The sequence below is a fragment of the Kribbella kalugense genome (assembly GCF_004365875.1).
GTDB lineage: Bacteria > Actinomycetota > Actinomycetes > Propionibacteriales > Kribbellaceae > Kribbella > Kribbella kalugense.
On sequence record NZ_SODF01000002.1, the window covers coordinates 1,718,953 to 1,738,874 of the forward strand.

Below are 19,922 nucleotides of genomic sequence, written 5' to 3' on the forward strand. Positions count from 1 at the left end.
ACGCGAAGGTCCGGAACTTTCTCTACTTTGCTCATTTCTTGCGCGACGCTGGCTCATTGTTACGGCACGACTACGCGAGCGTCAACGGTTCATGACGCAGAAAGGGCCGACTCGCGGTCTGCGAGCCGGCCCTTCGGGAGTTGCGTCAGTGCTTGCCGGGACCCTCCGCGCCCGCGCCGGTGAGCGCGCGAACCGAGAGCTCGTTGTAGCGGGTCTCGCTCGACCGGTCCCGGCCGAGGAACGTGCCGAGGACGCCGAACAGGAAGCCCAGCGGGATCGACACGATGCCCGGGTTCGACAGCGGGAACCAGGCGAAGTCGGCGCCGGTGATCATCGACGTCGGCTTGCCGGACACCACCGGCGAGAACACCACGAGTACGACGGCCGAGATCAGCCCGCCGTAGATGCTCCAGACCGCGCCGGAGGTGTTGAACCGCCTCCAGAACAGGTTGAACAGCAGCGCCGGCAGGTTCGCCGAGGCGGCGACCGCGAAGGCCAGCGCGACCAGGAACGCGATGTTCAGCTTCTGCGCCGGGATGGCCAAGGCGATCGCGACCGCGCCGATCCCGATGGCCGCGAACCGGGCCACCCGCAGCTCGCTCTTCTCGCTCGGCTTGGTCTTGGCGATGACGTTCGCGTACAGGTCGTGCGCGAACGACGACGCCGAGGTCAGCGTCAGACCGGCCACCACCGCGAGGATCGTCGCGAAGGCGACCGCCGCGATCAGCGCGAGCAGGATCGCTCCGCCGACCGACCCGGCCCCGCCGCCGACGGACTCCGCCAGCAGCGGCGACGCCACATTGCCCTTCGACTCAGCCACCGCCGAACCCTTGCCGGTGTTCAGCAGTGCAGCCGCACCGAACCCGAGCGCCAGCGTCATCAGGTAGAACACGCCGATCAGCCCGATCGCCCACTGCACCGATCGCCGAGCGGATCGCGAGTCCGGCACGGTGTAGAAGCGGATCAGGATGTGCGGCAGACCCGCCGTACCGAGGACGAGCGCGAGGCCGAGGGACAGGAAGTCGATCTGGCCGGTGAGGTCCTTGCCGTACAGCAGGCCGGGCTGCAGGAACGACTCGCCGTGGCCGGACTTCGTCGCCGCCGAGCCGAGCAGGTCGGAGATGTTGAAGTGGAACTTCAGCAGCACCAGGAAGGTGATCACGACCGTGCCGGCCATCAGCAGCACGGCCTTGACGATCTGCACCCAGGTGGTGCCTCTCATGCCGCCGACCGTCACGTAGACGATCATCAGCGCGCCGACCAGGATGATGACGGCCGCCTTCACGCCCTCGCTCTTCACCCCGAGCAGCAGGCCGACGAGCGATCCGGCGCCGACCATCTGGGCCAGCAGGTAGAAGATCGAGACCACGATCGTGGAGGTCGCGGCCGCGGTCCGGACCGGCCGCTGCTTCATCCGGAACGCGAGCTGGTCCGCCATCGTGAACCGGCCCGAGTTCCGCAGCAGCTCGGCGACCAGCAGCAGCGCCACCAGCCAGGCCACCAGGAACCCGATCGAGTACAGGAAGCCGTCGTACCCGTAGAGGGCGATCTGGCCGGAGATACCGAGGAACGACGCCGCGGACATGTAGTCACCGGCAACCGCCAGGCCGTTCTGCGCGCCGGTGAACGAGCGCCCGCCGGCGTAGTAGTCGGCCGCGGTCTTGTTCTGCCGGGACGCCCACCAGGTGATGTACAGCGTGACGGCAACGACCGCGGTGAACAGCGAGATGGTCAGCGCCCGGTTGCCGGGCTCAGTCGCGAGCGGGATCAGAAGCGTGTTCACCGGCGGCGCTCCCTCTTGTACTTCGCGTTCAGGCCGTGGGCCAGCGGATCGAGCCTCCGGTTGGCGAACCGGCCGTACACGGCGGCGATCACGAACGTGGACACGAACTGCAGCAGGCCGAAGATCAGCGCCACGTTGATGTGGCTGCCGCCCAATCGGTGACTCATGAAGCCGCGGGCCCAGTTGTTGCAGGCGACGTACGCCAGGTACCACGCCATGAAGGCGATCGTCCACGGTACGACGAAGTTCTTGTACCGCCGTTTGAGCTCGGTGAAGTCGGCCGCGTCGTGCACCGCCTCATAGGCGCGGGCGTCTCGCTCGCGCACCACTTCCTGGTCCATGAGTTCCCCTTTTTTGGACTAGAACCAGGTGCACGTTAGCCGGAAGTCGCCTGTTTGTGACCCTTAGGGCGTGTCCGACACTCCAGCGCCTACTGCGCGGCACTCGGCACGGCACCTCGCCGCACGGGTGCAAAGGCCACGATGCTCCGCATCGAGACCTTCGCCCCCGCACGCCGATGCACCGCACCGAGCACCTGCTCGCTACGGCGCTGGAGTGTCGGACACGCCCTACCGCAACCAAAACGTTTCTAGAGATGCGGTGCTACCGGCGCGTCGAGGGTACGGCGGTAGTTGGCGAACTCGCTCGGGTGAGCCCGGAAGCAGTCGGTGAAGTACGGCATCCGCAACGCCTCCGGCGGCCGGGCGGTGTGCTCGTAGATCAGCTCGATCTGGTCCAGGACCTGGTCACGCCGGGTGTCCTTGAGTACGGCGACCCGCGAGTGCGACTGGGCCAACTGCCGTAGGCCCTCCCGATTCAGGTCGTGCCAGTGCCGGAACCGGGACGACTCGGGCGGTGTGAACAGGTTCGACTGGTCGAGGATCGGCACCGGGTCGAACCGGTCGCTGCCACGGACGTCGTCGCCCTGGATCACCTGGAAGATCCGGCGCACCCAGGGGACCACGGTGTCCGCGTTGTTCCAGAGCAGGCCCAGTACGCCGTCAGGCCGCAGTACCCGGGCGATCTCCGGCAGGGCCCGGGCGTGGTCGAACCAGTGGAACGCCTGCCCGACGATGACCGCGTCGACCGAGGCGTGCGCCAGCGGAATCGACTCCGCGGCGCCGACCATCGTGTCGATCCCGGAACGGCGCCGGCAGACCTCGAGCATCTCCTGCGACGGGTCGACCGCGATCACGTCATGGCCGAGCCCGGCCGCGACCGCGGCGAGCTTGCCGGTGCCGGCGCCCAGATCGAGGACCTGCAGCCCGCGGCCCGGTCCGAGGATCCAGCTCAGCGCCTCGACCGGGAACGTCGGCCGGCCCAGGTCGTACGCGCCCGCGACGGCGCCGAACGACTTCGCCCGCGCGGCATCAGCGCCGTTCACCGGGGCGTCGCCGGACTCCGCAGCTGGATCATTGGTGGTCATCACGGTAAATCATGCCTTAGTACCCCGTGAGCGGACCGTTACTCGCCGAGCTTCTTCTGCTCGATGTGCGCGTTGAGCGTGGCCAGCTCCGGATGCGCGTCCAGGATCGCGACCAGCTCGGCGCAACCGAGCCGGGTCGCGTCGTACTCCTCGATCAGGGCGTCGAGCAACTTCCAGTCGTCCGCGGTGTCCAGCGTGAGCCGGTACTGCGCTGCGTTTTTGGAATGTGGGCCGCCGGACCACGGGAGGTTCAGCAGCCGCATCTCGCCGGACCGGTTCTGGTGCAGATACGGCGTCACGTGCTCCCGGTCCGCCTTGAGCGTGGCCTTCGCCTCCGCGTCGTACAACCGGGCGGTGGAGAAGATCTCGAAGTCCATGCCGCGCGGGTAGGTGCGCTCCAGGCAGTTCGAGATGTAGAGGTCGGGGTCGTTCTCGGCCCGCCACCGATCGACGCCCGCGGCAACGATCTCCGGGTCGATCAGCGGGCAGTCCGACGTCACCCGGACGATCGCGTCCAGCTCGTGCTCGCGGGCAGCCCCGGCGAACCGGCTGAGTACGTCGTCCTCGCTGCCGCGGAAGACCGGGATGCCGTCCTCCTTGCAGACCTGCACGACGAGGTCGTCGTGGAAGTTCGTCGTGGTCGCGACGATCACCGGCAGGCCGGTGCGGCTCAGCCGGTCGAGATGGTGCTCGAGGTACGAACGGCCGGCGACACTCAGCAGCACCTTGGCCGGCAACCTCGTGCTGGTCACCCGGACCTGGGTGATGATGCCAATCTTCAGCTGTTCCATCGGAACATCTCCCGGATCTCGGCCGGACCTGCGACGTGGTCGACGCCTAGCTCGGTATCGGTGAACTCACGGGCGACCGCGAGCGGGACGTACGGCTGGTCCAGCTCCGGCCACAGCCGCTTGATCCGCGCCTGGCCGCCGAACGACGGGTGCTCGTTCTCCAGCACCATGGGATCACCGTAAACCCCGGGCTGCAGCCCGAGCGAGGCGCCGTACAGGACCGCGGAGCTGAGCCGGTTGGAGGCGACCCGCTCGTGCTTGCGCAGTTCGCGGAGCTGTTTGACCAGGAACTTCTCGTCGGTCTTGCGCCAATGCAGGCCGCGGTAGCCGTGCGTGATGACCCGGAAGCCGGCGCCGGCGTAGACCTTGCGGATGGCCGGCTGCTGGTACTCGTTCCAGTACAGGCAGACGGTCACCGGGCCGGTCTCGTGCTCGTTGATCGAGGCAACGATCCGGCCGTGGTCGCCGAGCACGTGCTGGCCTTCCCAGCCGTGGAACGGGTAGAAAATGGTGCCCTTGGCCCGTTTCGCCGGTGTCGCGAGCTCCGGGTGCACCTTGAGCAAGTACAGCCAGACCGACCCGATCACCGAATAGTTGCGCAGGCCGAGTGCATGGCCACGCCGGCGAACGCTGTCGGACCAGACGAACTTGGGCATCCCGGGCGCGAAGTTCGTGCCGTGTGCGAACCCGTCCAGGATGTTCCACCCGTGCTGGAGGTAGCCCCAGATCCGCGGTGGTTTCGAGAGTCCGGCGTACGTCGCCATGATGTTGGCGTGCCCGTAGAAGTGGTTGGCGTGGTGCATCAGCGACGTACCTTCCGCAGGACTCGTTTGAGTCGGCGGCGGATGACGCGGGCCGGGTTGAGGACGCCGTGGCCGACGCGGTACGGGAGCGAACGGCGGATGCCGCTGACCGTGCCCTCGAAGAGAATCGCGCGGGCGCTGGCGTGGGCCAGCTCGTCGGCGAGGCGGGCGACGGTGGTCAGCTGCTCGGCGCTGCCGCGCGGGCGGACCACCTCGTCCGGCCTGAACTCCTGCTCCGGCACGGTGATCCCGGCCATCGACGCGAGCCGTGCCGTCAGTGCGTGCGGGTCGGCGGCCGCGGGCCATGGTTGCCGCGAGCCACTTTCCAGCGCCCGCTTGGCGAACCGCGCCAGGTGCTCGACGACATCCAGCTCCTGCTCCGCCCCGAACAGCCGGTACGACGACCCGTCGAGAATCACGTTGTCCGGCGAACCAGCGCCACCGGTCCCCAGCCAGGCCACGTAGTCAGGGATGATCCGCCGAAGCGTCGCCTGATCGTCCGAGCGCAGGGCTGCCAACAGGTACTCCTCGAGGAGTACGCCGTTCCCGGTCGGGACACTGCCCTCGGGCAGCACCTCGGGTGAGTCGGTGCCGATGACGAAGTACCAAGCCGGCGCCAGCTCGAAGGCCATCCCCGCTTCGGCGGCGTCCAGGACCAAGCGGTAGGGATCCATCAGCACGGGACCGTCGTTGCGTGCGGCAACAGCTCGTGCGGCGACAACGCCCGCGAAACCGTCGACGGTGCTCAGCGCAACATCCGCCTGCACAAGTGAGGGGAAGACCGCATAGGTGGCACCGAGACCGACGTTTCGGAGGGCGGTGTGGAGGGGCTTGAGACCGGTCGGCGCGCGGTCCGTGACAGCGCGGCCCCAGTCCTCGTCGCGCGGAAGAGCTGCGGTGATGTCCGGCTGGATCAGGCGCTGGAAGCCGAAAGCGTTCTCGGCGCCGAGTAGGAGACGGCCGCCTGGCGCGAGGCGGCTGTAGAGACTGTCGAGTGCCTCGGACCAGGTGAAGTCCGCCGTGTCCGGCCCGACGAGTCGATCGATGCCGTCCAGCGCGACCACCACGTCGTACGTCTCGTCCACCGCGAAGCGGTCGAGGGATCCGCAGATGACCTGGCCTTTGGTGTCGTGCAGGAGTTCGGCGAGCTCTTCGGCGTCCGGGGCGGAGCGCAGGAGCAGGTCCACCGACGTCACCCGGTCGGCGACAGCGGTGACGACATCGACGGCGTGCGGGCCGGCGATCAGGACGGAGTCCTCCGGGTGGACGGTGGCGGCCAGGAGTGCGATCGCGGCGGGTCCGGCAGCCGCGGGGCGGGCGTCGCCCGGGTGCAGATCCGACCAGTTCAGCATCTCTCCGCCGATCAGATTCGATCGGGTCACGTCCATTACGTTAGCCAACCAGTCTCAGTAGGGTCTCGATCACCCGGTCGGCGTCACTGTCGGTGAGGTCCGGGAAGAGCGGGAGGGACAGTTCTTCGGCGTAGAACTGTTCGGCGTTCGGGCAGAGGCCGCGTTTGTAGCCCTGGCGTGCGAAGACCGGATGCCAGTAGACGGGGATGTAGTTGACCTGCACCCCGATGCCGGCGGCTCGCAGGCCTTCGAAGACCTCGCGCCGGCGGCCGCCGAGGATGCGGATCGGGTACAGGTGCCACATCGGATCGACGCCGTCTCGCTGCACCGGCGTACGCAGGCCGTCGACCCCGGCGAACGCCGCGTTGTAGCGCGCAGTGATCTCGGCCCGGCGTCGTTTGAACTCCGCCATCCGAGTCAGCTGGGACAGACCGAGCGCCGCACCGAGATCGGTCAGCCGGTAGTTGACGCCGTACTCGTGCACCTCTTGGTGCCACGGTCCCTCGTCGGCGAGCTCGAACCTCGAAGGATCGCGGACCAACCCGATGAAGTGAAACTCGTGCGCGCGCTGTGCGATCGCAAGGTCCTTGCAGACGACCGCGCCGCCCTCGCCGGTGGTCAGATTCTTGGTCGGGAAGAACGACATCGTGGTCACGTCCGCGAGATCCCCGACCGGCCGTCCGTCCGCCGTACCGCCGACCGAGTGGGCCGCGTCGGCCAGCGTCCGGGCGCCGACCCGGTCGGCGAGCGGTTGCAGTACGTCGTACTCCGCTGCCTGGCCGGCGTAGTCGACGGCGGCGATCACCTTCGTCCGCTCGGTCATCACCGCCTCGACCGCGGCCGGGTCGATCAGCGCGGTGTCCTCGTCAACGTCCGCGAACACGACCGTCGCCCCGAGGATCGCAGCGCAGGAAGCCGTTGCGACAAAGGTCATCGGCGTGGTGACGATCTCGTCACCGGGGCCGACTCCGAGCGCGGCGTACGCGATGTGCAAGGCGGCGGTGCCCGACGTACAACTGACCGCGCGGTGCCCGCCCGCCAACTCCGAGATCGCATTCTCGAACGCGGTGACCGCAGGCCCGGTGGTCAGCCAGTCACCCCGCAGTACGGCGGTGACCGCCTCGATGTCCTGCTCGGAGATGGATTGGCGTCCGTACGGCAGCACGGTCAGACGTCGCTCTCGAGGATCTTGCGGATCTCCTCGATCGAGTACCACTGGTCGTTGGTGTCGGACGCGTAGTGGAAGTTCTCCGCGACCGGCTGACCGCCGGCCGGCGGCTGGTAGCCCCAGGAGGCCAGGTCGGGCTGCAGGACGAACCGGTTGCCGAGGGACAGCGCGCGGCGGCCTTCCTCCGGGCTGATCATCTCCTCGTGCAGCTTCTCGCCCGGGCGCAGGCCGACGTCGTGCATGGTCGCGCCGGGTGCGATCGCCTCGGCCAGGTCGGTGACCTTCATCGACGCGATCCGCGGCACGTACAGCTCGCCGCCGGTCATCAGGTCGAACGAGTCGACCACGAACTCGACCGCCTCCGGCAACGTGATCAGGAACCGGGTGCAGCGCAGGTCGGTGATCGGCAGCGACTGGCCGGCCGCGTGCAGCGCGCGGAACTTCGGGATGATCGAGCCCCGGCTGCCCATCACGTTGCCGTACCGGACGACGCTGAACCGGGTGTCGTACGCCGCCGCGTAGTGGTTGCCGTTGATGAACAACTTGTCCGCGGTCAGCTTGGTCGCGCCGTACAGGTTGATCGGGCTGGACGCCTTGTCGGTGGACAGCGCGACGACTCGCTTCACACCGCAGTCGATGGCTGCCTCGATGACGTTCTGCGAGCCGATCACGTTGGTCTGGACGAACTCCCACGGGTTGTACTCACCGCTGTCGACCTGCTTCAGCGCGGCCGCGTGGACGACGTAGTCGACCCGGTGCATGGCCCGCAGCAGCCGGGAGCGGTCGCGGACGTCGCCGAGGAAGAACCGCAGCCGCGGGTCGTCGCCGAACAGCTGGCGGACCTCCCACTGCTTCAGCTCATCGCGGCTGAAGACGATCAGCCGGCGCGGATTCAGCTGATCCAGCGCATGCCGTACGAACGTCCGCCCGAACGACCCGGTGCCGCCGGTGACGAGGATGTCGGAGCCGGTGAGGATTGACACTCGAGCGGAACCCTTCTGACGGACAGTTCCGAACTGCACACACGCGGTACGGACCTCGAAACAATAGCTGCCCCGTGAGCGGACTCTTCAATCCACTGTCTCAACGCGGCGTGATCAAACGTACGCTCTGGGGCGTGAAGCGTGTTGGGGTGCGATGTGACGTGGGGCCGGCCCGGGGGATCGGGCACGTGATGCGCTGCCTGGCGCTGGCCGAGGAGGTACGGCGGCGCGACGTCGAGCTGGTCTTCGTCTGCGACGCGCACGCCGTGCCGTGGGCGGCCGGCCAGATCGCGGCTCGCGGCATCGCCGTACATCCCGCGGTCTGGACACCTGCTGAACACGTCGAGGTCTTCGAGCGGCTCGACCTCGACGCGGTCGTCTTCGACTCCTACGACCTGGATGCAGCGGTCTACTCGGCCGTCCGGGCAGCCGGTCTGCAGACGCTCGCGATCGTCGACGGCGACTTCCGGGGTGCCGAGGCGGATGTGCTGGTCGACCAGAACCTCGCTGCCGAGCTCGACGAGCCGGAGCTGCCGCCGGACTCGGTCCGCCTGGCGGGTCTGCCGTACGTGATGATTCGCGACGAGATCCTCGATCACCGTCCGACGGAGCCGCCTGCTGCGTGGCAGACCGCCGTACCCAAGGTGTTCGCGTTCTTCGGCGGTACGGACGCCTTCGGTGCCGGTCCGCACGTCGCGCGTGCTCTGGCCGCGACCGGGCTGCCATTCGAAGCCACTGTGGTCGCGCCGGGACCCGACCTCGCCACACAGATCGCGGCAGTCGAACTGCAACCGCATCAGCAGCTGCAGGTCATCGGACCGACCGACAAGCTCGCCGCCGAGGTCCGTGCTGCCGACCTGACCATCAGTGCGTCGGGAACGTCGACGTGGGAACTGCTCTGCCTAGGCGCGACGACGGGGCTCGTGTGTGTGGTCGACAACCAGGTCATGGGCTACGAGCGCGCCGTCGGCACCGGCGCCGCGGCCGGCCTCGGCTTGCTGAGCGAGCTGACCGTCGATCCCTCGTCTGCGGTCCCGACCCTCAAGCGACTGCTCACCGATCCGGATGAGCGCGTCTCGCTGGCGCGAGCCGGCTGGGAGTTGGTCGACGGCAGGGGGCGCGAGCGAGTCGCCGACGCCCTCCTCCAGCTCATCTGATCTCGTAGATCGTCGCGTCCATCGTGGCGTGGCGGAGGCGGACGAAGTTGCGGAGGGCCGGTGAGACGGTGCCGGCGCGGTTGTCGGCGTACAGCCAGCGCACTCCGGCCTTGCGGAGGCGCTCGATTGCCGCGAGGGATGGAGCCTTGAAGGCCGTGTCGTTGGCGGCGAGCTTCGCGCTGTCCCAGTACGGGATGAGGCTCGGGTTGCCACCACTCGTGAGGGCGATCCGGTTGGCCTGGTTGGAGTACGACCAGCCCTCGATCAGGACCGGTCGCTCGGACAGGGCGGCTAGCCAGAAGTGCCGACTGTCGCAGACGCCGGCGCTCTGGATGATGCAGTGTGCGTTGGTCGCGATCAGGTCGCCGGGCGCGGTGTTTCGCCGGAGCCACTGTGCCGCGCCTGCCTCCGCTGCCGTCGCGCCGCCGCGGAACGGATGGGCGAAGACCAGGTTCGACGCCTTGACGGAGATGAACGCCTGCAAGGGCACCAGCGTCGCGCCGATCATGCACGCCGCCACGGCTCCACCGAGCAGCGCCACGAAGAAGCTGCCCGGTCGCCGCGCCAGCTTCCAGACCACGGCCACCAGCAGCCCAACCGCCACCACGGCACCGACCGTCCACAGCCAGGGACCCTTGATGCCACGTAGGTCGGCTGACTGCCATCGAGCGATCGCCATCGCCACCAGACCGAGCAGCCCTGCCGATCCCACCAGCACGACAGCTCGCCGATCGCCGAGTCGCCCGACCAGATTGGCCAGTCCGACCGCCGCGAGTACGGCGATGACCGGGAACGACGTACGCAGGAAATAGAGCTGACTGACCCCAGACTGCGTCGTCAGCAACGTGCCCAGCAATCCCGCGACCGCGACGCCGGCCAGGAACACCGCACCGGTGTCGCGCCACCTCCGGCCGAGGAAGAACAGCCCGGACGCGGCCAGTGTCCAACTCAGCAAGGTCGTTGCCCCCGACAACAACTGTGCGTGCGGATTCGACACCAGCATCGGGTACGGCGCCAACTGGACGAACGTCTCGAACGGCTTGATCTCCGTCCCCCACGTACTGCCGCCGAAGATCGTGATCAACGCGGCCACGAACACCGCCAGCGACAACAGCCCGCCGTAGAACGCAGGCCGCGTACTCCGCCGTGCCAAGCCCAACTGCAGAAACGCGAACGCGAACCCGACTCCCACAACCGGCAGGATCGTCGACTTCGACCCAGCCGCGACCAGCGCGAGCAGGACCAGCAACACCCACCGGCTACGTGGTCTGCCATCAGATCGCAACAGATCCACCGCCACCACGCAGAGCGCCAGCGCGATCAGTACGCCGAGGTTCTGCGTCGGACTCAGGTACGCCGCCACCGCGGTGGACACTCCGCCCAGTCCGGCGCCGGCCAACGGCTGGACGGCCCCACCGAGCCCAGCGATGAACACAGCGAGCGGCCCGGCCCAGGTAGCACCCGACTCCGCCGTCCGCGCCAATCTGGTAGCCAGCGCGAACACCAGTCCGCACCCCGCGAGGAACAGCGGCAGCCAGCTCAGTGAGTGGATCAGATCGGTCAGATCGATCCGCGTACCCCACTGCGTCGCAGCCGTCGCCTGGTGGAAGAACGTGTGGTACTTCATCGGCTCGCCACCGAGCCAGAACGTCGAGATCGGTACGTCGTACTTCGCACTCGCGGCCAGCGCCTGCTGGAACGCCAGGTCCGGGTAAGCCCGCAGCGGATCGGTGTACGCCGGCAGGAACTGCCCCGGGCCACGCCGGTACACGATCAGCAGCACGACCGCGGTCGAGGCCGCGAGCAACCAAGCCTGCAGTGGTCGCAACGGCTGCTCGACCCGCCGCCAGACTCGCGCCCGGGCGTCACTGTCCACGAACGCGACCACCAGCACCACCGGCGCCCACACCCACGACCAGGCCTGCAGACCGATCGACGCAGCGGCCAGGTAGACCACAACCTGCCCCGCCGTCCCGACTGCGAACCCAGCGGACAGGTCCTCCACCAGATTGCGCCCGTACCCGCCGATCAGCCGCCACAGCGCGAACCCGGGCAGCGCGACCACGACCCCGGTGAACAGCACGAACCGGACCAGCTCGAAGAGCGTCGCATGCAACGCGAGCAGGACGACCGCCAGCAGCACGACCGAGAGCCCGGCGACCAACCCGGAAAGAGTGGGCCCCGCAGTACGCGGCCCCCGCCGCCTCGCTCTCGCGCGCATGTCGTAACACTAATGTGAAATCCGTCGCGCCACGAATGCAACATGTCACTACCAGTGAGACCCCGGAGCGTATCTCCGGCCGCACGCCTGGTAACACCGTCGCCACAGTGATGCTTTAAGCTCGTCGGCCTATGAGTTGGTACGACGCGCTCGAGGCCGGTGAACTCACCGTGCGCCCGTCCGTGGATGCGGCGAAGCGGTTCGGAGTTTCCATCGACCGGATGTCCGTGTCCGCCTCTGCCGGTACGCCGCTGGCCGAAGTGCTGACCGCGGTCGAAAGATCGACCGCCGACGTCGTCGTACTGCGCTACCCGGCCCGCGAGACCACCTGGTTCGCCGCGCTGGCGAGCGGCCCGCGGCAGGCGCTACTGGCGGACACCGTCATGTACTGGTCGCTGCCGACCGGCAAGGGTCGTCGTCCCGCGCCACTGGCCGGATTCAGCACCCAGCTCGAGCCGGAGGTCGACGACGATCTCGTGGACGACCTGGTCGCGGACGTCTTCGGCGACTCCGGCAACCACTACTGCGCCAACCCGATCTTCGACCGGACCCTCGCCCTGGCCGGTCGGCAGGAGTGGGCGCGACGACGGATCGCTGAGGCGGGTGCCGTCGTACTGCGTGGTCCGGACCGGAGGGTGCTCGCGCTGGCGGCGATCGAACAGCAGCGCTCGTGGACCGAGATCCAGCTCGCCGGCGTCGTACCGGCCGAGCAGGGGCGTGGACGGTACGGCCACCTGCTGGCCGCGGTCGAGGACGCGTGCACGAGCCGGCGGCTGGTCGTCTCGACGCAGGCCCACCAGACCGGAATTCAGCGGATCTGGGCGCGGTACGGGTTCGAACCCGTGCATAACCTCCTGACGGTCCACCTCGTTGCCGCTACGTAAGACGTACGAGTGTGCTGGGGGCCCACTAGTAGCTGACCGCGAGGAGGGAACACCGTAGTGACGCCGCGGTTGAGCGTGGTGGTGCCCTTCTACGGCGTCGGCGAGTATCTCGGAGACTGCCTGGAATCGATCGCCGCACAGGCCTGGACCGATTTCGAGGCGATCCTGGTCGACGACGGCTCCCCGGACGACAGTGCTGTCGTCGCGAAGCAGTTCTGTGCCCGGGACCAACGGTTCCGGTTGATCCAGCAGGACAACGCCGGGCCTGGTCCGGCTCGGGACGCGGGCATCCGCGAGGCGACGGGTGAGTACCTGGCGTTCGTCGACGGCGACGACCTGGTCTCGCGGTACGGGTTCGCGGCCCTGGTCCGGACCCTGGACCGAACCGGTTCAGACTTCGCCGGCGGCAACGCACGGCGGTTCAACAACAGCTTCGGCGTACGGCCGTCGTGGCTGCACAAGCAGCCGTTCGCCCGGGTCCGGCACGCGACGCACGTGACGGAGTTCCCCGATCTCGTGCTGGACCGGATGCTCTGGAACAAGGTGTACCGCCGGTCGTTCTGGACCGAGTACGGCTACACCTTCCCGCCGATCCGGTACGAGGACTACCCGGTCGCGCTCAAGGCGCACCTGGACGCGGTGACCGTAGACACGATCACGCAGGCCGTCTACTACTGGCGCGAGCGCGAGTCCGGCGAGTCGATCACCCAGCAGAAGTTCCAGCTCGGCAACATCCGCGACCGGGTCACCTCGGCCGGGATGGTGATCGACCTGGTCGAGGACGCCGTACCGGTCGTTCGCCGGCGGACCCACGCACACCTGGCCCAGATCGACGTACTCACGCTGATGTCCGCGTTCGGCACGGTCCCGGTCGAGGAAGAGCAGCACTTGGTCGACCTGTCCCGCGAGCTGCTCGATCGGCTCGACGGCGACGTACTGGCGGCCACCCACCGGTACGACCGCATCCAGCACGCTGCCCTCCGCGCGGGTGATGTCGACCTGCTCCGTCGGCTTGCGGACTTCCGCAACTCCGGTGGACTCCGCGGCGGCGCCCGGGCCGTTCCGCGCGGCAAGCGGTCGCGGCAGCTCGACAACAACTACCCCGGTCAGGGTGAGGGCATCGTATCGCGGGCGCTGTACCGGCTCCGCGACCAGGACCTGACGCTCGCGACGAGTGTGCGCGGGGTGGTCTGGGTCGACGGCAAGCTGTCGGTCAAGGGCACCGCGGAGATCCGCCATCTGGAGACAGAGCGGGCGTCGGGTCTGCAGATCGCGCTGGTCGTCGACGACACGTCGCATCCCCTCGAGGTACGCCGGTACGACGCTTTGGACCTGCACGGAGACAAGTCGCTGGTCGGATTCGAAGTACTGCTGGACCGGGAGCTACTCAGTCAATGCACGGGCGCTCCTGCGCATTTCGAAGTACGGATGCGGTCGGGGCGGCGGGATCGCAAGGGCATGCTCGGTGGTCAAGGGCCGGGGAGTCCCGGTTGGGCGCCTGGTGCGTGGATCGACGAGGACAGGTGGATCCAGCCTGGGCCGGGTAAGTACGGGTGGTTCTCGTTGCGGTTGCTGACCGATCCGTGCCGGTTGACCGCCGTCGAGCAGACCGACGACGAGCTGGTGCTGCGCGGGCGGGCGTCGTTCGACGAGCCGGAGTTGTTCCTCAGCCGGCCGGTTGTCGGTGGTGAGGAAGAGGTGCCGCTGGAGGTCGACGGGCGTGACTTCACCGCCCGCCTGCCGATCCGGGACATCGTCGCCGCGGCGAATCACGACGATCCCTTCGGCCAGCGGACGACGCGCGTGTTCCGGGTCCGCGGTCCCGAGCAGCAGCAGCGGGTGCTGCTGTGGACGGCCGGCGATGCGGCCGTATCCCGGGCCGTTGACGATCGGGTTGTCACGCTGACCCGATCGACCGGTGGGTACGTGAACCTGCACGAGTCGCCGATCCGGACCACCGCGACCCGGTCTGTTGCTGATGGCAACTTGTTGGTGGTGTGCGGTTCGGAGGGCGAAGACGTCAGCTTCAGTTGGCGGCGGTACCTGGCCGATTCCGACGACCACCTCGACGTGGCCTGCCGTCGTACCCTGTCCGCCGACGGGTGGTCGGCGGTGGTCGAGGTGGACTCGCTGATCCCGGTGACCGCGGTGAAGATCTCGGTCGATCCGCTGGCCGCGCTCGCCGACTGGATCCTGTTCGCGACCTCGGTCGACGGCGTCGCGCACGCCGTACAGTGCGAGCCGTTCCTCTGCAGCCGGTTGCCGTTAGCAATCACCCAGGGCGCGCATGCGCTCGCCGTCCGACCACATGCCGGCACTCTGCACGTGGAGGTGCGCTGATGCATCATCACAACCATTACTACGGTCAAACCCACATCCTCTCGCGGTACGCCGGGTTCGACTTCGACCACCCGCCGCGGCTGCGGGGATACCTGCAGCACGGCTGGAACATCGGCTGCGGCTGGAACCCGGTGCACGAGTTCTACGACGGCGCCTGGCGGTTCACCTGGAGCGATGCGCCGCGGCGTCGCGGGCACGCGCTCGGCCGGCGGAACTACCACAGCATCGGCGCGCCGTTCCTCTACCTGATGGAGCTGGAGGAGGAGAAGGAGCCGGTCGAGCGCGAGGGCACGCTCTGGTTCCTGTTCCACGGGTGGGAGGGCGGCAAGATCCACGGCGACCACCAGCGGCTGGTCGACGAGATCCGCGAGACCGAGCCCGGTCCGGTCACGTTCAGCCTGTACTACACGGAGTACGACCGTCCCGAGGTGCGCGGGTTCTACGAGGACGCCGGCTTCCGGGTGGTGTCGTTCGGACGACGCGGCTTCTCCTACGAGGGGACCGATCGGCGCTTCCTGTTCAAGCAGCTCGCCGAGATGCGCAAGCACAAGCGGGTCGCGGCCAACCGGCTGTCGACCGCGGTCTTCTACGGCATCGCGGCCGGCTGCGAACCGGCGGTGTACGGCGACCCAATGGAGATGGACGGCGAGAACCCGTTGTTCGGCGGTCAGAGCCGGATCGAGCGGCTGTGGCCGGAGATGCTCGGTCCGTCGATCGACCTGGAGGCCGCGCGAGCGACCACGGACCTCGAGCTCGGGAAGCCCTGGATGATGCCGGCCGCGGAACTGCGAAGCCTGTTCGATTGGAGAGAGCGTGTCTGAGTTGGCTTCTGGGGTCCAGGTGGTCCGCGGCGAGATGCAGCCGTGGTCCGATCAGGCCACGCCACATCCTGCCCTGGCGGCACTGCTGACCGACGTCGTCCCGGCCAACCGGCGGACGCTGATCCTCGGGCCGCACGCGCCACAGCAGATCGAGTCGGTACTGGCGCACTCCGCCGACGTGACGATCCTGGTTCGGTCGGTCGCGGACGCACAGCAGCTTGGTGAGGACTTCGGTCCGTGTCTGCAGGTGATCGCCGGTGCGCTGGACGGTCTGCAGGGCGAGCCGTACGACGTGATCATCGCGACGGACGGGCTCGACCGGGTGCTCGGGTACGACAGCTCGGATCTGTCCTGGACCGAGCGTTTGGGCGCGCTGGCTGGACTGGCCGCGCCGGATGCGGTTGTCGTTCTCGCGCTGGAGAACGAGTTCTCCTTGCTGAACCTCCTCGACAGCCGTCCTGCGGACGAGCGCCACGGGGATGACGAGTGGCGTCCGTTGCACGATGACCCGACTCGTCCGGTCTCTGTCGACCAGTTGAAGGCTGCGTTGCCTTGGCGGGCCGAGGTGTACGCCGACTTTGGATCGCGCACCTTCGTCCGGGCCGACGTTGCCGCTGCGGCGCGGCCGGGTGAACTGCCGACCCGCCTGGCCACGGCTGCGTTGGAGAGTGTCGACGTACCGCTGCTCTCGCCTGCGGCTGAAGGCGTGGATTCTGCTTGCCGTGCTGGGCTTTTGGGCTCGATCCCCACTGGCTGGGTTGCGATTGCCGGCGCCGGTGCGACCCGCGACGTCTATACCCAAACCGGCGAGGCGGTGCTCACGGCGGACCAGAACTTGACCGGCTGGGATGTCACGATCACTGGCGATGCCACACCTGCTTTCGATCCCGCAGTCGTCCCCACCACGGTCCCGTCGGGTGTCTCGGTTGAGACCGTGCTCTTCCGCCTCGCTGCTGCTGAGGATGTGCCTGCCTTCCGCAAGTTGGCCGCGGACCTCGGCGAGTGGGCGACGACGTCGCGCGTGATCCTTCGTTGGGACGACGTGATCTTCGACGGTGAATCCTTCGCGTACGGCGTTTCGCCGTGGGTGACCGAGGAGCCGGTCGATAAGGAAGATCTCCTGGCAGCGGCTTGGTCCCGATTCCAGGACCGGCTGATCGGCCAGCACCGGCGGCACCCGTGGCCGCCGTGGATGCTCGGCGACGACCTCGTCTCCGCGTGGCTCGGCATGTCCGGGATCGAGCCGCCCGAGCAGCTCCAGGCCACCTCGCCCGACACCGCCCCGGCCGCCGCCGTACAGGTTGCCCGCGGCAAGGAGTTGGCCGCCGCGCTGGGTGTTCTGCTCGAGACTCGCACGGACACCGTCGACGTACGCACGGCGTTGGCGGAGGCGGAAGAGGCCAAGCAGGAGCTGTTCGAGCTGAAGGGGCACGTCTACGGCCTCGAGCGCACGCTCGGCTTCCGCAACAAGGCGATGAAGACGCGCGAGAACCGGATCCGCGAGCTGCGCGGCCAGCTGCAGCGGCTGACCACCGCGCACGAGCGGATCCGCGGATCCCGTACGTACGCCGTCTCGCGAGTCATCTTCCACGCGGCCCAGGTCCGCAAGCCGAAGACCGTTGCCCGTAAGGTCGCCCGCCGGATCCGGAAGCGATGAAACCGCCGCGCCTGAGTGTGGTGGTGCCGTTCTACAACGTCGGCGCATACATCGGGGACTGCCTCGACTCGATCCGGCGGCAGACCTGGACCGATTTCGAAGCGATCCTGGTCGACGACGGTTCGCCGGACGACAGTGCTGTGGTGGCGAAGGAGTTCTGCGCGCGCGATCCACGGTTCCGGATCGTCGAGCAGGACAACGCCGGGCTCGGTCCGGCGCGCAACACTGGTCTCGAACAGGCGTCGGGGGAGTACGTCACGTTCGTCGACAGCGATGACCTGGTCACCCGGCACGGGTTCGGGCTGCTGATCAAGGCGCTCGACCAGACCGGCTCGGACTTCGCCGGCGGCAACGCGCGGCGGTTCAACAACAGTTACGGCGTACGGCCGTCGTGGTTGCATGGGCAGACGTTCACGGTCGATCGGCTCGCGACGCACATCTCGGAGACACCGCAGCTGGTGCTGGACCGGATGGTGTGGAACAAGGTGTACCGGCGCTCGTTCTGGGACGAATACGGCTACCGCTTCCCGGCGATCCGGTACGAGGACTACCCGGTCACCCTCAAGGCGCACCTCGACGCGGTCACCGTCGACACGATCGCTGCGCCGGTCTACTACTGGCGCGAGCGCGAGTCGGGTGACTCGATCACTCAGCAGAAGTTCCAGCTCGCGAACATCCGCGACCGTGTCGTCTCGGCCGGCCTCGTACTCGACGAGATCGAGGACGCGATGCCGGAGATCCGGCACCGGGTCCACGCGCACTTCCGCCAGATCGACCTGCACGCGATCCTGTCGGCCTTCGGCACGGTTCCGCCGGAAGAAGAGCAGCATCTGGTCGAGCTCAGCACCGAACTGCTCGACCGGCTGGATGACGCCGTACTCGCTACCTCGCCGCGTCTCGCTCAGTTGCAGTTCGACGCCGTCCGAGCGGGCGACGCTGAGCTGTTGCGCATGATCGCCGTCGATCCCGCTGCTGTTGAGGAACAGTTGCCGATCGCAAAGACTGACCTCACGCTGGCGACCAGCGTGCGTGAGGTTGCCTGGATCGACGGTGAGCTGTCGGTACGGGGTACCGCCGAGATCCGGCATCTGCAATCGAAGCCGTCGAGTCTCCGGATCGGTCTCGTGATCGCGGGCCGGCATTACAGCCTTCCGGTACGGCGGTATCCGGCGACGGATCTCCGCGGCTCGCAGAGTTTGGTCGGGTTCGAGGCTCGCGTCAGCAAGGAACTGCTCGCTAAGTGTCCGGCTGGTCCGTCGCACTTCGACGTACGGCTGCGGGTCGGGGGGATCCGGCGGCGGGACCTGCTGCGTGGACAGAAGGCGGGAAGCCCGGGATGGCCTGCGGGGAGGTGGCTCGACGGGACCAGTTGGATTCAGCCTGGTCCGGGTAAGGACGGGGCGTTCGCCGTACGGCGGTTGTCCGATCCGTGCCGGTTGACCTCGGTCGAGCAGACGCCGGACGCGTTGGTGCTGCACGGGCGGTCGTCGTTTGACGATCCGACGTTGTTCGTCAGCCGGCCGTTGTCCGGTGGTGAGGTCGCGTTGCCGCTCGAGGTGCACGGCCGAGACTTCACCGCGCGGCTGCCGATCCGGCCGATCCTCGAGGAGATCAACCCGGACGATCCGTTCAGCCAGCGCACGACGCGCGCCTTTCGGATGCGTGGGCCGGAAGGCCAGGAGCAGGTGCTGCTGTGGACTGCGGGCGAGCGGTTGGTCTCACACGCCGAGGGCGGTCGGGTCGTGATGCTGACCCGGTCGACGGGCGGCTACGTCAACCTGCACGAGTCCCCGATCCGGATGACCGCGACCGCAGCCGTTGCCGCTGGCAACATGTTGGTCGTGCGCGGCCCGGACTGGGGCGACGTCTCCTTCAGTTGGCGGCGGTACCTGCCCGACTCCGACGACCACGTCGACGTCCCATGCCGCCGTACCGTCTCAGACGACGGCTGGGCAGCCGTGGTCGAGATGGCCGCACTGGAGCCGGCCGACTGGATCCTCTTTGCCACCGCGCTCGACGGCACCACCCACGCCGTCCAATGCGAGCCCTTCCTCTCCACCCGCCTACCCCTGACAATCACCCGCAACCCCCACACCCTCGCCATCCGCCCCCGAGCCGGCACCCTCCACCTCGAAGTCACCTAGGCGAGTCCGTCGCCCCCGCCGCCTCCGCGCAGACCCCGAAGGACGTGCCGGACGGCGTACTGGCGCAGCTCGGTTCGGACGTTTGAGGGGTCAACCCCTGAGTCGGCCGGTTGCGGAACCAGATTCTGGGCGGCCAACCGTCCAACTCGGGGGTTGACCCCCGAGACGAACGGCGGGGATCGGGGGAGTCGCCGGCGGGACGGAGCCAGGTGGATGGCCATCGTGGCGGCCGGATGCGAACCTGCGTCACTCACCAACCCCGCCCTCAGCTCCCCACCGAGCCCGCCCGAGCGCGACCCCCACGGCTACGCGGACCTTGATGAGTGACCCAGGTCCGCCCACGGGGCGATCCGGCCGCCCGCGCCGTCCATCTCGGCGCAGCCCAGCGCCGC

The 19,922-nt window shown here is 68.2% G+C and carries 15 protein-coding genes; 6 read left to right on the forward strand and 9 right to left on the reverse strand.

Features of this window, described 5'->3' with window-relative positions; genetic code table 11:
- Window positions 1–145: 145 nt before the first annotated feature.
- From EV650_RS26200 to pseB, 8 genes are all read right to left on the reverse strand, one after another.
- Complete coding sequence (locus EV650_RS26200) at window positions 146–1,783, reverse strand: monocarboxylic acid transporter (protein WP_134121648.1); 1,638 nt, start codon at window positions 1,781–1,783, stop codon at window positions 146–148.
- The gene (locus EV650_RS26205; RefSeq protein WP_134121649.1) at window positions 1,780–2,124 is read right to left on the reverse strand and encodes a DUF485 domain-containing protein; all 345 of its coding nucleotides are present in this window, start codon (window positions 2,122–2,124) and stop codon (window positions 1,780–1,782) included. The genes EV650_RS26200 and EV650_RS26205 overlap by 4 nt, the downstream gene beginning before the upstream one ends.
- A gap of 248 nt (window positions 2,125–2,372) precedes the next feature.
- The gene (locus tag EV650_RS26210; RefSeq protein WP_134121650.1) at window positions 2,373–3,209 is read right to left on the reverse strand and encodes a class I SAM-dependent methyltransferase; all 837 of its coding nucleotides are present in this window, start codon (window positions 3,207–3,209) and stop codon (window positions 2,373–2,375) included.
- Between the two features lie 38 nt (window positions 3,210–3,247).
- A complete protein-coding gene (locus EV650_RS26215; RefSeq protein WP_238174457.1) occupies window positions 3,248–4,000 on the reverse strand; it encodes a cytidylyltransferase domain-containing protein in 753 nt (250 codons plus the stop codon).
- Window positions 3,988–4,803 (reverse strand): hypothetical protein, encoded by an 816-nt coding sequence (locus tag EV650_RS26220; RefSeq protein ID WP_134121651.1) that lies wholly within the window; start codon window positions 4,801–4,803, stop codon window positions 3,988–3,990. Before EV650_RS26220 ends, EV650_RS26215 begins: the two co-directional genes overlap by 13 nt.
- Window positions 4,803–6,185: a hypothetical protein gene (locus EV650_RS26225; protein WP_238174458.1), complete on the reverse strand. Its 1,383-nt coding sequence runs from the start codon at window positions 6,183–6,185 to the stop codon at window positions 4,803–4,805. Before EV650_RS26225 ends, EV650_RS26220 begins: the two co-directional genes overlap by 1 nt.
- A 10-nt stretch (window positions 6,186–6,195) precedes the next feature.
- A complete protein-coding gene (pseC, locus tag EV650_RS26230) occupies window positions 6,196–7,320 on the reverse strand; it encodes a UDP-4-amino-4,6-dideoxy-N-acetyl-beta-L-altrosamine transaminase (protein WP_134121652.1) in 1,125 nt (374 codons plus the stop codon).
- 2 nt (window positions 7,321–7,322) lie between these two features.
- The gene (gene pseB, locus EV650_RS26235; RefSeq protein WP_134121653.1) at window positions 7,323–8,306 is read right to left on the reverse strand and encodes a UDP-N-acetylglucosamine 4,6-dehydratase (inverting); all 984 of its coding nucleotides are present in this window, start codon (window positions 8,304–8,306) and stop codon (window positions 7,323–7,325) included.
- Window positions 8,307–8,440: 134 nt separating this feature from the next.
- On the opposite strand from pseB, the gene EV650_RS26240 reads away from it, so the two are divergent.
- Complete coding sequence (locus tag EV650_RS26240; protein WP_134121654.1) at window positions 8,441–9,463, forward strand: PseG/SpsG family protein; 1,023 nt, start codon at window positions 8,441–8,443, stop codon at window positions 9,461–9,463.
- On the opposite strand, the gene EV650_RS26245 is transcribed toward EV650_RS26240, so the two are convergent.
- On the reverse strand, window positions 9,456–11,684 hold the full coding sequence (locus EV650_RS26245) for a hypothetical protein (protein WP_134121655.1): 2,229 nt from the start codon (window positions 11,682–11,684) through the stop codon (window positions 9,456–9,458). The genes EV650_RS26240 and EV650_RS26245 overlap by 8 nt on opposite strands.
- Window positions 11,685–11,815: 131 nt before the next feature.
- Here EV650_RS26245 and EV650_RS26250 point away from each other — a divergent pair, with 131 nt between their 5' ends.
- The 5 genes from EV650_RS26250 to EV650_RS26270 are packed head-to-tail and all read left to right on the forward strand — an operon-like array spanning window position 11,816 to window position 19,530.
- Window positions 11,816–12,568: a GNAT family N-acetyltransferase gene (locus EV650_RS26250; protein WP_134121656.1), complete on the forward strand. Its 753-nt coding sequence runs from the start codon at window positions 11,816–11,818 to the stop codon at window positions 12,566–12,568.
- A 57-nt stretch (window positions 12,569–12,625) separates the two neighbouring features.
- Complete coding sequence (locus tag EV650_RS26255) at window positions 12,626–14,908, forward strand: glycosyltransferase family 2 protein (RefSeq protein ID WP_134121657.1); 2,283 nt, start codon at window positions 12,626–12,628, stop codon at window positions 14,906–14,908.
- Complete coding sequence (locus EV650_RS26260) at window positions 14,908–15,729, forward strand: DNA replication complex GINS family protein (protein WP_134121658.1); 822 nt, start codon at window positions 14,908–14,910, stop codon at window positions 15,727–15,729. Before EV650_RS26255 ends, EV650_RS26260 begins: the two co-directional genes overlap by 1 nt.
- A complete protein-coding gene (locus EV650_RS26265; protein WP_134121659.1) occupies window positions 15,722–17,386 on the forward strand; it encodes a hypothetical protein in 1,665 nt (554 codons plus the stop codon). The genes EV650_RS26260 and EV650_RS26265 overlap by 8 nt, the downstream gene beginning before the upstream one ends.
- On the forward strand, window positions 17,383–19,530 hold the full coding sequence (locus tag EV650_RS26270) for a glycosyltransferase family 2 protein (protein WP_134121660.1): 2,148 nt from the start codon (window positions 17,383–17,385) through the stop codon (window positions 19,528–19,530). The genes EV650_RS26265 and EV650_RS26270 overlap by 4 nt, the downstream gene beginning before the upstream one ends.
- Window positions 19,531–19,922: the final 392 nt, after the last annotated feature.

Coding starts and splice junctions, on each gene's coding strand:
- EV650_RS26205 (WP_134121649.1), bottom strand. CDS start 2,124: ATGGACCAGGAAGTGGTGCGCGAGCGAGACGCCCGCGCCTATGAGGCG.
- EV650_RS26210 (WP_134121650.1), bottom strand. CDS start 3,209: ATGACCACCAATGATCCAGCTGCGGAGTCCGGCGACGCCCCGGTGAAC.
- EV650_RS26215 (WP_238174457.1), bottom strand. CDS start 4,000: ATGGAACAGCTGAAGATTGGCATCATCACCCAGGTCCGGGTGACCAGC.
- EV650_RS26220 (WP_134121651.1), bottom strand. CDS start 4,803: ATGCACCACGCCAACCACTTCTACGGGCACGCCAACATCATGGCGACG.
- EV650_RS26250 (WP_134121656.1), top strand. CDS start 11,816: ATGAGTTGGTACGACGCGCTCGAGGCCGGTGAACTCACCGTGCGCCCG.
- EV650_RS26260 (WP_134121658.1), top strand. CDS start 14,908: ATGCATCATCACAACCATTACTACGGTCAAACCCACATCCTCTCGCGG.
- EV650_RS26245 (WP_134121655.1), bottom strand. CDS start 11,684: ATGCGCGCGAGAGCGAGGCGGCGGGGGCCGCGTACTGCGGGGCCCACT.
- EV650_RS26270 (WP_134121660.1), top strand. CDS start 17,383: ATGAAACCGCCGCGCCTGAGTGTGGTGGTGCCGTTCTACAACGTCGGC.